This is a genomic window from Pseudomonas sp. CFBP2511 (genome assembly GCF_030209255.1).
Taxonomy (GTDB): Bacteria; Pseudomonadota; Gammaproteobacteria; order Pseudomonadales; family Pseudomonadaceae; genus Aquipseudomonas; species Aquipseudomonas avellanae.
The window spans coordinates 1-13,822 of record NZ_JARVSI010000001.1 but is presented as its reverse complement, the minus strand read 5'-3'; the positions used below and the strand labels follow the sequence as shown (position 1 = coordinate 13,822).

At 60.3% G+C, this 13,822-nt stretch carries 11 protein-coding genes and 3 tRNA genes; all 14 read left to right on the top strand.

The genetic code is table 11. The features are described 5' to 3' along the window. Positions 1-22: 22 nt before the first annotated feature. Positions 23-2,872, top strand: coding sequence for a motility hub landmark protein FimV (locus QRN38_RS00070; RefSeq protein WP_285362353.1), 2,850 nt, complete (start codon positions 23-25; stop codon positions 2,870-2,872). 160 nt (positions 2,873-3,032) lie between these two features. Continuing rightward, positions 3,033-3,857: a tRNA pseudouridine(38-40) synthase TruA gene (truA, locus tag QRN38_RS00065; protein ID WP_005770596.1), complete on the top strand. Its 825-nt coding sequence runs from the start codon at positions 3,033-3,035 to the stop codon at positions 3,855-3,857. A 60-nt stretch (positions 3,858-3,917) separates the two neighbouring features. Beyond that, positions 3,918-4,538: a phosphoribosylanthranilate isomerase gene (locus QRN38_RS00060; protein ID WP_005619689.1), complete on the top strand. Its 621-nt coding sequence runs from the start codon at positions 3,918-3,920 to the stop codon at positions 4,536-4,538. 252 nt (positions 4,539-4,790) lie between these two features. Next, positions 4,791-5,711 (top strand): acetyl-CoA carboxylase, carboxyltransferase subunit beta, encoded by a 921-nt coding sequence (gene accD / locus QRN38_RS00055; RefSeq protein ID WP_005619688.1) that lies wholly within the window; start codon positions 4,791-4,793, stop codon positions 5,709-5,711. Then, positions 5,708-7,012 (top strand): bifunctional tetrahydrofolate synthase/dihydrofolate synthase, encoded by a 1,305-nt coding sequence (folC, locus tag QRN38_RS00050; protein WP_054089981.1) that lies wholly within the window; start codon positions 5,708-5,710, stop codon positions 7,010-7,012. Before accD ends, folC begins: the two co-directional genes overlap by 4 nt. Next, positions 6,996-7,652 (top strand): SPOR domain-containing protein, encoded by a 657-nt coding sequence (locus tag QRN38_RS00045; protein WP_057418432.1) that lies wholly within the window; start codon positions 6,996-6,998, stop codon positions 7,650-7,652. Before folC ends, QRN38_RS00045 begins: the two co-directional genes overlap by 17 nt. A gap of 118 nt (positions 7,653-7,770) precedes the next feature. Next, positions 7,771-8,358 (top strand): CvpA family protein, encoded by a 588-nt coding sequence (locus QRN38_RS00040; protein ID WP_005770588.1) that lies wholly within the window; start codon positions 7,771-7,773, stop codon positions 8,356-8,358. 12 nt (positions 8,359-8,370) lie between these two features. Next, complete coding sequence (gene purF / locus QRN38_RS00035; RefSeq protein ID WP_003381064.1) at positions 8,371-9,879, top strand: amidophosphoribosyltransferase; 1,509 nt, start codon at positions 8,371-8,373, stop codon at positions 9,877-9,879. A gap of 20 nt (positions 9,880-9,899) precedes the next feature. Then, positions 9,900-11,111: an O-succinylhomoserine sulfhydrylase gene (locus QRN38_RS00030; protein ID WP_005770586.1), complete on the top strand. Its 1,212-nt coding sequence runs from the start codon at positions 9,900-9,902 to the stop codon at positions 11,109-11,111. Further along, positions 11,108-11,926, top strand: a complete 819-nt coding sequence (locus QRN38_RS00025; protein ID WP_057418431.1) for an SDR family oxidoreductase — start codon at positions 11,108-11,110, stop codon at positions 11,924-11,926. The genes QRN38_RS00030 and QRN38_RS00025 overlap by 4 nt, the downstream gene beginning before the upstream one ends. 161 nt (positions 11,927-12,087) lie before the next feature. Then, positions 12,088-12,163, top strand: a tRNA-Val gene (locus QRN38_RS00020). Between the two features lie 68 nt (positions 12,164-12,231). Further along, positions 12,232-12,308, top strand: a tRNA-Asp gene (locus QRN38_RS00015). Between the two features lie 114 nt (positions 12,309-12,422). Next, positions 12,423-12,499: transfer RNA gene (locus QRN38_RS00010), tRNA-Asp, on the top strand. A 234-nt stretch (positions 12,500-12,733) separates the two neighbouring features. Then, positions 12,734-13,558: a DUF2242 domain-containing protein gene (locus QRN38_RS00005; protein WP_057418430.1), complete on the top strand. Its 825-nt coding sequence runs from the start codon at positions 12,734-12,736 to the stop codon at positions 13,556-13,558. Positions 13,559-13,822: the final 264 nt, after the last annotated feature.

Here is a 13,822-nt window from a genome sequence, read left to right as displayed (position 1 = left end):
ATCTTTAAACAAGGGATGGGCTATGGTTCAGGTTCGTAAACTGGTATTAGCAATCGCTGCGGCTTCAGCGCTGTCATCGGGTATGGCGCAGGCGCTGGGGCTCGGGGAATTGTCGGTCAAGTCGACCCTGAATCAGCCATTGGTAGCGGAAATCGAGTTGACCGATGCGCAGGGGCTCAACGCAGCGCAAGTTGTGCCGAGCCTTGCAACCACGGCCGATTTTGCGCAGTTGGGTGTCTCCCGCCAGGAACTGCTTAACGACCTGACGTTCACCCCGGTGATCGACCCCAACGGCAGAAGCGTCTTGCGGATTACCTCCAGCAAGCCTGTGCGCGTCCCATATGTGAAGTTTCTGGTTCAAGTGCTCTGGCCCAATGGCCGGTTGGTGCGTGACTACAGCCTTCTGCTCGACCCGCCGAAGTATTCGCCTGAAGCCGCTGCAGCGGCAGCCGCTCCGGCCCCCGCGCCAGCAGCGGCCCCGGCAGCGCCTGCGCAACTGGCGACAGTGGCACCGTCAACAGAGGCAGCGGCACCCCAGGCCCCGGCTCCAGCCCCCGCACCTGCCGCCACCCCCGCTGCAGTGCCGGCACCTGCCGCTGACAAGCAGGCTCAATACGTCACCGCCAACAACGATACCCTGTGGGAAATTGCCGCGAAGGTGCGTACCGGTGGGACTGTTCAGCAAACCATGCTGGCGATTCAGGCGCTGAATCCGGATGCTTTCATGGGCGGCAACATCAACCGCCTGAAAAAGGGGCAGGTGCTGCGCCTGCCGACCCCGCAGCAGACCACCGCACTGCCACAGCCGCAGGCGATTGCCGAAGTTTCCCGTCAATACAGCGCCTGGCGTGAAGGTCGGCGTTTGCCGACCGGTACGCGTCAGGTCGATGCCACCCGGCGTGATCGGGCCGGTGCGGCGCCTTCAAAGGTTGATACTTCCGATAATCTCAGCCTGGTCTCGGCAGGTGGCAAACCGGCCGCCAAAGGTGGGGCGGGCGACGCTGACCTGGGCAATAAGCTGGCCGTGGCACAGGAAGCGCTCGATACCACGCGCCGTGACAATGCCGAGCTGAAAAGCCGCATGAACGACCTGCAAAGCCAGCTTGACAAGCTACAGCGTCTGATCGAGCTGAAAAACGGTCAACTGGCCAAAATGCAGGCTGCCGGAGCAGCGGTTCCGCCTGTGGCAGCAACCCCTGAAGCTACGACCCCGGCCAATGCGGCAGTGCCTGCTTCGCTGGTCGATGCCAATGGTGCTCCGGTCAAGCCGGCTGGCGAAATCGCCCCGGAAGACGCGTTGCCGGCAGGTGCTGCCCAGGTTGCAACACCTGCGGCGGATCAGCCACTGGCCGTTGAGCGTGTGGCCGCTACCGAAGATGACGACATGCTGCAAAAGGCACTCGACAACCCGATATTGCTTGGGTTGATCGGCGGTGCTGCGTTGTTGATTCTGGCCTTGCTGTTGTTGTTTCTGGCGCGTCGTCGTGCGGCGAAAGCGGAAGCCGAAAAACACAAGCGCATGGCACGAGCGCTGGCTGAAGAATCCGATTTCGTTTCAGACATGGACATGGACGCACCGCAAGCCAGCTTCGACGGGCTTGACGTGCCGCCGCCCAATGTTCGTATGGGCGCAGGTGCTGCTGCCGGAGCCGCCGCTGCTCGCGAGCGTTCGGCTGATCCGCTGGTGCAGGCCGAGATCCATATTGCTTACGGGCGCATGAATCAGGCTGTCGAACTGCTCGAGGAAGCGGTCAAGGACGATCCGGCGCGCGATGATATTCGCCTCAAGCTGATGGAAATCTATGCTGAACAAGGCAATAACAAAGCCTACGCCGCGCATGAGCGCAAGCTGGTGGCTGCGGGAAAGCGTGAAGCTGAGGTCGAGCAGCTGGAAGAACGTCACTCGACCCTGAAGCCTGTTGCACCGGTTGTCTTGCCGGTCGCGCCGCAGGCTTCTGAACCTGCCTCTGCACCTGCGTCGGCTGCCCCTGCAGTTGCCGCCGCGGCAGTAGCAGCCAGTGCGGCTGCATTGGCGGCGGAGCTTGATGCCAAATATGTAGAAGAGTTGCTGGCCGATGACTCGGCTGAACAGCCGCCTGAGCCGGTTGCCGAGCCTGAACCTGTTGTGGTCCCTGAGCCCGAGCCGCTGGCCGCTGCGCCTGTCGAGGAAGAGGACCCGTTCGATCATGACTTTGATCTGAGCCTGGACGAGTTCGATGAAACGACCACGCCGCAAGTCTCCACGGTCGACAATCTTGATGATCTGATGCTGGACGAGCCCGCGCTGTCGGCGGTGCCTGACGATGAGCCGTTGAGCTTCGAGTCGATCATGCAGCAGCAGGAAGAGGCCCGGGCCGCGACGACGCCTGAAGACCTTGCCGATTTTGACCTGGATCTTTCCGAAGAGGATCCTGCGCTCAAGAACGAGGACGACTTCCTGCTGGGCCTTGGCAGTGAGCCGCTTGATCTGGGCGAAACAAAGCCTGTACCGCCGATCAGCGACGATCTGGAGCTTCCCGAAGACTTCGATCTTTCGCTGGCAGACGAGATTGAAACCGATCAGGCCAGCCAGGCGTTCGCCACCGAAATCGACGACGTCAACGCCGAACTGGACCGTCTTGCGCAAAATCTTGAGCATCCGCCACTGGATGAGCCAAGGTTCACCGCCGAAGATGCAGCGGCACTGGATGACGAGCCGGACTTCGACTTCATGGCCGGTACCGACGAAGCGGCAACCAAGCTCGATCTGGCGCGTGCCTACATCGACATGGGTGATGCGGACGGTGCTCGTGACATTCTTGATGAAGTGGTCACCGAGGGCGATGACGGGCAGAAAAGCGAAGCGCGGGAGATGCTTTCGCGGCTGGCGTGATTGCACCGGTTTCAACCTGCAAACGGCCGCCTCTGCGGCCGTTTGCGTTTCAGTCGCCCGGCTTGAGTGGCGTGTTTTTTTTGCGACCGTATAATGGCCGACTTTTCGCGAACCGATAGGCTGTAGCATTTTGGCGAACATAGATAACCCGGTTGCCGAAATGGCTGCCGAGGGCTTTTCCCGAATCGCGTTGGGCGTCGAGTACAAAGGCTCGCGCTATTGCGGCTGGCAGCGCCAGGCCTCCGGTGTGCTGACGGTGCAGGAAACCCTTGAAAATGCGTTGTCCAAGGTTGCGGCCTCGCCCGTCTCGCTGATGTGTGCCGGGCGTACAGACGCGGGCGTGCACGCCTGCGGGCAGGTGGTGCATTTCGATACCCAGGCCGAGCGTTCACTGAAAGCCTGGGTCATGGGCGCCAACATCAACCTGCCTCACGACGTCAGCGTGTCGTGGGCCAGGGTTATGCCTGCCACGTTTCATGCGCGCTTCAAAGCCATCGCCCGTCGTTATCGCTACGTGATCTACAACGATCAGATCCGCCCGGCGCACCTGAATCAGGAAATTACCTGGAACCACCGCCCGCTGGACGTCGAGCGCATGGCGCAGGCGGCGGAGTATCTGGTGGGGACGCATGACTTCAGCGCCTTTCGTGCCGGTCAGTGCCAAGCCAAGTCGCCGATCAAACAGTTGCACCACCTGCGCGTGACCCGGCACGGCAAGATGATCGTGATCGATGTACGCGCCAATGCCTTTTTGCACCACATGGTGCGCAATATCGCCGGCGTACTGATGACTATCGGGGCCGGTGAGCGCCCGGTCGAATGGGCGCGTGATGTGCTTGAAAGCCGCGTTCGGCGTACCGGCGGAGTGACGGCTCATCCGTATGGTCTGTACCTGGTTCAGGTCGAGTACCGTGACGAATTTCCGTTACCCGAGCGCTACATCGGTCCGCACTTTCTTACAGGCTTTACAGAATTGGACGGCTGACGACCCGAGCAGCATTTGCTAACATCCGGGACTTTCCGAAAGGTCTGAGGTTTTCACGATATGTCAGCCGTTCGCAGCAAGATCTGCGGGATTACCCGCATAGAAGATGCGTTGGCTGCGGCCGAGGCGGGGGCCGACGCGATCGGTCTGGTGTTTTACCCCAAAAGCCCGCGCGCAGTGACGGTGCTGCAGGCTCGCGCGATCATCGCCGCGCTGCCGCCGTTCATTACCACTGTCGGCCTGTTCGTCAATGCCAGCCGCTGCGAGCTCAACGAGACGCTGGATGCGGTTGCGCTGGACATGCTGCAGTTTCACGGCGACGAAACACCAGAGGAATGCGACGGTTATCATCGCCCGTACATCAAGGCGCTGCGGGTCAAGGCCGGTGATGACATTGCCCAGGCGTGCCGGACTTACCGCAATGCGCGCGGCGTACTGCTCGACACCTACGTAGAAGGCGTGCCCGGCGGTACGGGCGAAACCTTCGACTGGGCGTTGATTCCGGACGACCTGGACAAGCCGGTCATACTGGCAGGTGGCCTGACCTCGGCCAATGTGGCGCAGGCCATTGCTCAGGTCCGGCCCTACGCTGTGGATGTCAGCGGCGGAGTTGAAAAGAGCAAGGGCATCAAGGATCGGGAAAAGATCCTGGCATTCATGAGTGCGGTGCACGGCACCTGATGTGACGGTTGTTGTTCGGCCGCCGTCCATAAGCCTGTTCCCGCCGCAAGACTCGCGGGTCGAATCAAGTAAGCGGTGGTGCCGATGCGCAACGCCGTCATTGTGAAAAACCGGGGTGAGGGGTGTGCAGGTCTGGCCATGTGCCGATCGCTGCCCTTTCATCATCGTCCACACACGAATTTATCCGAGGGCATGCGGCTGGCGTGTAGTTTGTCAGTCGTTCGAGCCACACCGGTACTGGAGATATAAAGCATGAGCAACTGGTTGGTAGACAAGCTGATCCCATCGATCATGCGTTCCGAGGTCAAGAAGAGCTCGGTACCCGAAGGCCTCTGGCACAAATGCCCGTCCTGTGATGCCGTGCTCTATCGCCCGGAGCTGGAAAAGACCCTGGACGTCTGCCCCAAGTGCAACCACCACATGCGCATCGGCGCACGCGCACGCCTGAACATCTTTCTGGATGTCGACGGCCGTGAAGAACTGGGAGTCGATCTGGAGCCGGTAGACCGTCTGAAATTTCGTGACGGCAAGAAGTACAAGGACCGCCTGACGGCTGCACAGAAGCAGACCGGTGAAAAGGACGCGCTGATTTCCATGAGCGGCACCTTGCTGGGCATGCCGGTCGTCGCTTCGGCATTCGAGTTCTCGTTCATGGGCGGCTCGATGGGCGCCATCGTCGGCGAGCGTTTCGTCCGTGCTGCCAACTATGCACTGGAAAACCGCTGCCCGATGATCTGCTTCGCCGCCTCCGGTGGTGCGCGGATGCAGGAAGCACTGATCTCCTTGATGCAGATGGCCAAGACTTCGGCTGTTCTGGCACGTCTTCGTGAAGAAGGGCTGCCGTTCATCTCGGTGTTGACCGACCCTGTCTACGGCGGCGTTTCTGCCAGTCTGGCCATGCTGGGCGACGTGATCGTTGCCGAGCCCAAAGCACTGATCGGTTTTGCCGGCCCGCGCGTTATCGAACAGACCGTCCGCGAAAAACTGCCCGAAGGCTTCCAGCGCAGCGAGTTCCTGCTGGACCACGGTGCCATCGATATGATTATTGCGCGTAGCGAGCTTCGTCCGCGTCTGGGCAACCTGCTGGCGCAGATGATGAATCTGCCGACGCCACGCTTTGTCGCACCGGTCATCGAACCTATCATCGTTCCGCCGGCACCGACCACGATATGACCCCTACGTCCCTGGGCGACTGGCTCGCCTACCTGGAACAGCTGCATCCGTCAGCCATCGACATGGGCCTGGATCGGTCGCGACAGGTAGCGCTGCAAATGGGCCTGATGCGCCCGTCGCGTCGGGTAATCACTGTAACGGGCACCAACGGCAAGGGCTCTACCTGCGCCTTCGTCGCTGCCTTGTTGCAGGCCCAGGGTCTTAAAGTCGGTGTTTACAGCTCTCCGCACCTGATCCGCTACAACGAGCGGGTAAAAGTGCAGGGCGTCGAGGCCACCGACCTTGAATTGTGCGATGCCTTCGCGGCAGTTGAAGCGGCGCGTGGCGATGTCACCCTGACGTATTTTGAAATGGGCACGCTGGCGGCGTTCTGGCTGTTCGAGCGGGCTCAGCTCGACGCAGTTGTGCTGGAAGTCGGGCTGGGTGGCCGTCTGGATGCAGTAAACCTGATCGATTCGGATCTGGCGCTGGTCACCAGTATCGGCGTCGATCACACCGAGTACCTGGGTGATACTCGTGAGTCAGTCGCGTTCGAGAAGGCCGGCATCTTCCGTGCGGGCTGCCCGGCGTTGTGTGGCGATCCTTCTCCCCCTGAACCGCTGCTGGAGAAAGCCCACGAGCTTGGCTGCCCATTGCTGTTGCGCGGTCGGGACTTCGACCTTTCGATAGGCGACGACAGCTGGGACTGGCGCGGCGTTGCTCATGGTGAGCAGATAGAGCTGCGCGGCCTGCCACTGCTCGACCTCCCCATGCAGAACGCCGCGTTGGCGCTGCAAGCGTTCGCCTTGCTGGGGTATCCACTCCAAACAGATGCAATCGGGCAGGTTCTTGCGCAGACCCGGCTTGCCGGTCGTCTTGATCGCCGAACGGTGCGCTGGCACGGCAAGCAGCTTAATTTGCTCCTCGACGTCGGCCATAACCCGCACGCTGCACACTTTCTGCAGCAACGCCTCGCCCGTCGGCCAGTGTCTGGCAAACGTTTTGCGGTGTTCGGTCTGCTCAACGACAAGGACCTTGATGGCGTGGTCGCGCACCTGGCGCCGGTTATTGCAGACTGGGCCGTTGCGCCGCTGTCCACCTCCCGCAGTCGCCCGGCAGAAGACTTGCATTCGGCATTGCAGAACCTTGGCGCTCGCGTGACGTCCTATCAGAGTGTTGCGCAGGCATTGGACGCTCAGTGTGCGCACGCCACGCCCGATGACGAAATTCTGCTGTTCGGATCTTTTTACTGTGTTGCCGAGGCTCTGGAATGGTTGGCCCGGCACACCGATGAGGAAGCTGCAAATGGCTTTGCTGGATAACGTAGTCAAGCAGCGAATGGTCGGAGCGCTGGTGCTGATCGCTGTTGCGGTCATCTTCCTGCCGATGCTGTTCACGCGTGAAGATGAGACGCGCCAGGTTCAGGTCGAAGCGCCTTCGGCTCCTCACGCACCTGCCGTTTCACAGGTCAAGGTCGATCCTGTGCCGGTTCCGGAGCCTCAGGTCCTGCCTCAGGAGCCCGTGCCGGGCGACGCTGACATGGGTAGCAACAATCAGCCACCCGCCATGCCGATTGCACCGGCCCCGACTGCACCGGCAACGGCTCCTGCATCAAAGCCTGCGGCCAAGCCGGCACCAGCGCCTGCGCCTGCGCCTGCGGCAACTGCGCCGGCACCGGCTCCTGCCAAGCCAGCCGCACCTGCCGGGGTAGATGCCAACGGTCTGTCGATCAGTTGGTCGGTTCAACTGGCGAGCATGTCCAATCGAGCCAATGCCGATAATCTGCAAAAGACGCTGCGCACCCAGGGCTACAACGCCTATATTCGTACTGCTGATGGCGTGAACCGGGTGTTTGTCGGTCCGTTGATAGAGCGCGCCGAAGCCGATCGCCTGCGTGATCAGCTCGACAAACAGCAGAAGCTCAAGGGCATTGTGGTGCGCTTCCAGCCTGAACGGGGCTGACCGTCCGGCACCTGGTGCCGCTGCCGTGAAGGAAAATGCCTCCCGCCGGTAATCGCTGCTTACCGGCAGGCGGGCGCTCTGCTAAAATGCGCCGCCTTATCCGTCTGCAGGCTGCAACGTGCCATTTACTCCGGTTGACTGGGCAATTCTGGGAATTGTCGCCATCTCCGCCCTGATCAGTCTGAAACGCGGCTTCGTAAAAGAAGCACTGTCGTTGACGACGTGGATCATTGCAGGCGTAGTGGCCTGGATGTTTGGTGCAGGGCTGTCGCAGTATCTGGTCAATTACATAGAAACACCCTCGGCGCGCGTCATAGCGAGCTGCACCATCCTTTTCGTCGCCACCCTGTTGGTGGGCGCCATGGTCAATTTTCTGATAGGCGAGCTGATTCGCGTCACTGGGCTTTCCGGGACCGATCGCTTTCTGGGTATGGTCTTCGGCGCAGCGCGCGGAGGCCTGCTGGTCGTTGTAGCGGTAGGGCTATTGAGCCTGGGGCCGGTACAACAGGATCAATGGTGGCAGCAGTCCAGGCTGGTGCCGCAATTTCTCATCGTCGCTGACTGGTCGAAAAACCTGATTCTCGGGATGTCCAGCAAGTGGCTCGCCAGCGGCATCAGCGTACCCGCTGATCTGCCGTTCAAGGAACAGATCCTGCCGCCTACACTGCCGCAGGATGTGCTCGGTAAATCCAGTTCCACTAAGTAGGGGTTGTGTCGCATGTGTGGCATCGTCGGTATCGTCGGCAAGTCGAACGTCAATCAGGCGCTGTATGACGCGCTTACCGTCCTCCAGCACCGCGGCCAGGACGCTGCCGGTATCGTAACCAGCCACGATGGCCGGTTATTCCTGCGCAAGGACAACGGATTGGTGCGTGATGTGTTTCATCAGCGCCATATGCAGCGCCTGGTCGGGCATATGGGCATCGGTCATGTGCGTTATCCAACGGCGGGCAGTTCGACTTCGGCCGAAGCCCAGCCGTTCTACGTCAACTCGCCTTACGGCATCACGTTGGCGCATAACGGCAACCTCACCAACGTTGAGCAACTGGCCAAGGAGATTTACGAATCCGACCTGCGCCATGTGAACACCAATTCCGATTCGGAAGTGCTGCTCAACGTTTTTGCCCATGAACTGGCCGTGCGCGGCAAGTTGCAGCCGACCGAAGAAGATATCTTCGCGGCCGTGACCGACGTGCACCATCGCTGCCGTGGCGGCTATGCGGTCGTGGCAATGATCACCGGCTACGGCATCGTCGGTTTCCGTGACCCGGATGCCATTCGTCCTATCGTGTTCGGCCAGCGTCATACTGACGAAGGTGTCGAGTACATGATCGCGTCGGAAAGCGTCTCGCTGGACGTGCTGGGCTTCACCCTGATTCGCGACCTGGCACCGGGCGAAGCGGTCTACATCACCGAAGACGGCAAGCTGCACACCCGTCAGTGTGCGGCCAACCCCAAGTACGCGCCGTGCATCTTCGAGCACGTCTATCTGGCACGTCCGGACTCGATCATCGATGGCATCTCGGTCTACAAGGCGCGTCTGCGCATGGGCGAGAAGCTGGCTGACAAGATCCTGCGCGAGCGCCCGGATCACGACATCGATGTGGTCATCCCCATTCCAGACACCAGCCGTACCGCTGCGCTGGAACTGGCCAACCACCTGGGCGTCAAGTTCCGCGAAGGTTTCGTCAAGAACCGCTACATCGGTCGGACCTTCATCATGCCGGGTCAGGCAGCGCGCAAAAAGTCTGTTCGCCAGAAGCTCAACGCAATCGAGCTGGAATTTCGCGGCAAGAATGTGATGCTGGTGGATGACTCCATTGTGCGTGGCACGACCTGCAAGCAGATCATCCAGATGGCCCGCGAAGCCGGTGCCAAGAATGTCTACTTCTGTTCGGCTGCCCCGGCAGTGCGTTACCCCAACGTCTACGGCATCGACATGCCGAGTGCTCACGAGCTGATCGCTCACAACCGTTCCACCCAGGACGTGGCCGACCTCATCGGTGCCGACTGGCTGGTCTATCAGGATCTGAATGACCTGATCGAAGCGGTCAGTGGCAGCAAGAAGATCAAGATCGACAACTTCGACTGCTCGGTTTTCGACGGCAAGTACGTGACCGGTGACATCGACGAGCACTACCTGAACAGGATCGAGAGCGCGCGCAACGACGCCTCCAAGATCAAGACCCAGGCAGTGAGTGCGATCATCGATCTGTACAACAACTAATTGAACAAGGAGTGGGCGGCATGACTCAGGAATGGGATGCAGGTCGGCTGGACAGCGACCTTGAAGGCGTGGGTTTCGATACCCTCGCCGTACGTGCCGGGCAACACCGCACCCCGGAAGGTGAGCATGGCGACCCCATGTTCTTTACCTCCAGCTACGTATTTCGCACGGCCGCGGATGCTGCCGCGCGTTTTGCAGGCGAGGTGCCGGGTAACGTCTATTCGCGTTACACCAACCCGACCGTACGCTCCTTTGAAGAGCGTATTGCCGCACTGGAAGGCGCAGAGCAGGCCGTTGCCACCGCTACAGGTATGGCGGCAACTCTGGCGGTGGTGATGAGTTTGTGCAGCGCCGGTGATCATGTGCTGGTGTCGCGCAGCGTATTCGGCTCGACCATCAGCCTGTTCGACAAATATTTCAAGCGTTTCGGCATTGAGGTGGATTACGTTCCGCTGGCAGAGTTGAGCGGTTGGAATGCGGCGATCAAGGCCAACACCAAAATGTTGTTCGTCGAATCGCCTTCCAACCCGTTGGCCGAGCTGGTGGACATCGCTGCGCTGGCCGAGATTGCCCACGCCAAGGGCGCGATGCTGATCGTCGACAACTGTTTCTGCACGCCAGCCTTGCAGCAGCCGCTGCTGCTGGGTGCCGACATTGTCGTGCACTCGGCCACCAAGTTCATCGACGGCCAGGGTCGTTGCATGGGCGGTGTGGTTGCCGGTCGCAGCGAGCAGATGAAAGAAGTGGTGGGCTTTCTACGTACCGCCGGGCCGACGCTTAGCCCCTTCAATGCGTGGATCTTCCTCAAGGGCCTCGAAACCCTGAACCTGCGGATGCGCGCGCACTGCGCCAATGCCCAGGCGCTGGCCGAGTGGCTCGAGCAGCAGGACGGCATCGAAAAGGTCCACTACGCAGGGCTCGAGAGCCATCCGCAGCATGAGCTGGCTAAACGTCAGCAAAAGGGTTTTGGCGCTGTGGTGAGCTTTGAGGTCAAGGGTGGCAAGGACGGCGCATGGCGCTTCATCGATGCTACGCGGCTGATCTCCATTACTGCCAATCTGGGTGACACCAAGACCACGATTACGCACCCGAGCACCACGTCCCACGGCCGTCTGGCGCCTCAAGAACGTGAGGCGGCAGGTATTCGCGACAGCCTGATTCGGGTTGCTGTAGGTCTTGAAGACGTGGCTGACCTGCAGGCTGACCTGGCCCGTGGTCTGGCGGCGCTGTGAGTGACACGGCCAGTCACACGACCGGTGGCGAGAAAGGCGAGGAGTGGGCGCTGAAATTTGCCAGCACCCACAATGGGCGTGTCGCGCTGGTGACCGGGGCCGCTCGCGGCATCGGGCTGGGTATTGCGGCGTGGCTGATTGCCGAGGGCTGGCAAGTTGTTTTGACTGATCTGGACCATGCGCGTGGCTCGAAAGTGGCCAGTGTACTGGGTGAAAACGCCCTGTTCATTGGCATGGACGTCGCCAGTGAAGAGCAGGTCGCAGCCGGCGTGGCCGAAGTGCTCAGGCAGTTCGGTCGTCTGGACGCGCTGGTGTGCAATGCGGCGGTCGCCGATCCACACAACACCACGCTGGAAAGCCTTGAGCTATCGCACTGGAATCGGGTGCTGGCGGTCAATCTTGGCGGCCCCATGTTGTTGGCCAAGCATTGCGCGCCTTACCTGCGTGCGCACTGCGGCAGCATAGTAAACCTGACGTCCACTCGCTCCCGTCAGTCCGAGGCCGACACCGAGGCCTACGCGGCCAGCAAGGGCGGTCTGATGGCCCTGACGCATGCGCTGGCGATCAGTCTGGGGCCGGAGATCCGTGTCAATGCCGTCAGCCCGGGCTGGATCGACGCGCGCGACCCGTCGTTGCGAAGGGCCGAGCCGCTGTCCGAGACCGATCACGCCCAGCATCCTGCTGGCAGGGTAGGGACGGTGGAAGATGTTGCGGCGATGGTCGCCTGGCTGCTGTCCCGAAATGCAGGTTTCGTTACCGGGCAGGAATTTGTGGTCGACGGCGGCATGACCCGCAAGATGGTCTACGCCCAATAGTGTGCCGAGGCGTTTCGCACCGTCTGCCGGGATTGGCTCCTTGTTGTGCTTTTGATGTGTGGTAGCGGTTTAGCGATTGAGGCGATTTTTTAAAAAACTTCAATCAGGCTATTGACTTAGGTTCGTTAGGTGCGTAAATTTCGCGGCCTCAACGAAGCAAAGGGTGATTAGCTCAGCTGGGAGAGCAGCTGCCTTACAAGCAGCGGGTCGGCGGTTCGATCCCGTCATCACCCACCATCGTTGAGTTTGAAAGCTGAAGTATGAGGGCTTTCAAATGCAGTACACAGGACGCAAGTCCACAATGCGCAGCGGTAGTTCAGTCGGTTAGAATACCGGCCTGTCACGCCGGGGGTCGCGGGTTCGAGTCCCGTCCGCTGCGCCATATTTGTACAGATCGGGTTAGCCGGATCTGCGATTGAAAAGCACAAGGCTCTTTCAATCACGAGTACAGAAGCAAGCTACACAAGGTTTGTTTCAAACAGGTTTACAGCGATACGCAGCGGTAGTTCAGTCGGTTAGAATACCGGCCTGTCACGCCGGGGGTCGCGGGTTCGAGTCCCGTCCGCTGCGCCATACACCGCTTCAAGGCCCTTGAACTCCTTGAAGCAAACAAAAAAGCGACCTCAGGGTCGCTTTTTTGTTGTCTGCGTTTTGGTCGGTTACGCATCCGGCCTGTCCTCTGGATCAGGTAGGATGTCCAAATCCTTTTGCGCTGTACGTTGATACAACGTCTGCCTTGTTGCAGACTTACCGCCATTTCCCAGTTCGCAGTCTTGCTGGCAGTCTTTTCCTTCCTCAGGATTTTCGATGTTTAAGCTATTGACCCTTCGTACCGCATTCTGGACTTCGGTCCTGCTGATGGCAGCAGGCTGTTCATCGCCCAAACAGGCGATTTATGACCATGAGCACTTCGATGACGCCGGGACTTTCTCGCGCAGTTATCCTGCGACTGATCTGGCGTATTGCGAGGCGGGGCGGCGTGCTCTGCTGAGTCAGGGCTACATCATCACCAGCAACGATCCGAAAATGGTCGCAGGCCGCAAGAGTTTTCAACAGACCGGTGATACCCATATTGAGATCAGCTTCAATCTGGTGTGCGCGGCCGACATGAAAGATGGCAGCGCCACCATGTTCGCCAACGCTTTGCAGGACCGTTATGCACTGAAGAAGACCAACAACTCGGCAAGCCTCGGGGTGGGCGTGCTGGGCTCTGTATCGATGCCGATAGGCTCTACCGATGACTCGATGGTCAAGGTCGCCAGCGAAACGGTTTCTTCGGCGAAGTTTTATGAGCGTTTTTTCGGTCTGGTGGAAAACTTCCTGCCACCGGAAGTGAAAAAGGCAGCGCATATCGTCGAGAAGCCCAAGGCTGATCTGGGCGTGCCTGATGCAGCACCTGCTGCTGTGGCGCCGGTCAAAGCGGCCGAGCCCGCCAAACGGGTACCAGAAGCCAAGGAGTCATCACCCAAGACCGAGCCCGCCGCAGAGCCTGCCACGCCGCCTTCAGCAAGTGAGCCCATGCCCGCGCCAACCGAGCCTGCGTCGTTCAAGGCCGAAACCATCGACACCCCAGCGGCGGAGCCTGCAGAAAGCACCACGCCAGCGCCAGTCGAGCCCACACCTGCGCAATAAGGTGCGTACACATAATGTGTGCGGACCGGGCGACGCTTCGCTCGTCCGCGAACTGCCGGGAACCGGCAGCAAAGCCGGTACACACGGTACATCAGACGCAACCGAGGTGGCCTGTTTTGGGGCCGCTTCGCAGCCCTTCGCGAACAAGCGAAGCGTCGCCCGGTCCGCTCCCACGCCCTTCGGATAGAAGCCCGCTCTGCGTCCAGGCGTCAGCCCAAAAACAGCCGATACGCCGGGTTCTCGCTCTCGTCCCAATACCGATAA

Excerpts from the sequence above, each read along its gene's own strand:
- QRN38_RS00070 (WP_285362353.1), top strand. The coding sequence starts at position 23 with ATGGTTCAGGTTCGTAAACTGGTATTAGCAATCGCTGCGGCTTCAGCG.
- truA (WP_005770596.1), top strand. The coding sequence starts at position 3,033 with ATGGCTGCCGAGGGCTTTTCCCGAATCGCGTTGGGCGTCGAGTACAAA.
- QRN38_RS00005 (WP_057418430.1), top strand. The coding sequence starts at position 12,734 with ATGTTTAAGCTATTGACCCTTCGTACCGCATTCTGGACTTCGGTCCTG.
- QRN38_RS00045 (WP_057418432.1), top strand. The coding sequence starts at position 6,996 with ATGGCTTTGCTGGATAACGTAGTCAAGCAGCGAATGGTCGGAGCGCTG.
- QRN38_RS00060 (WP_005619689.1), top strand. The coding sequence starts at position 3,918 with ATGTCAGCCGTTCGCAGCAAGATCTGCGGGATTACCCGCATAGAAGAT.
- folC (WP_054089981.1), top strand. The coding sequence starts at position 5,708 with ATGACCCCTACGTCCCTGGGCGACTGGCTCGCCTACCTGGAACAGCTG.
- QRN38_RS00030 (WP_005770586.1), top strand. The coding sequence starts at position 9,900 with ATGACTCAGGAATGGGATGCAGGTCGGCTGGACAGCGACCTTGAAGGC.
- purF (WP_003381064.1), top strand. The coding sequence starts at position 8,371 with ATGTGTGGCATCGTCGGTATCGTCGGCAAGTCGAACGTCAATCAGGCG.
- accD (WP_005619688.1), top strand. The coding sequence starts at position 4,791 with ATGAGCAACTGGTTGGTAGACAAGCTGATCCCATCGATCATGCGTTCC.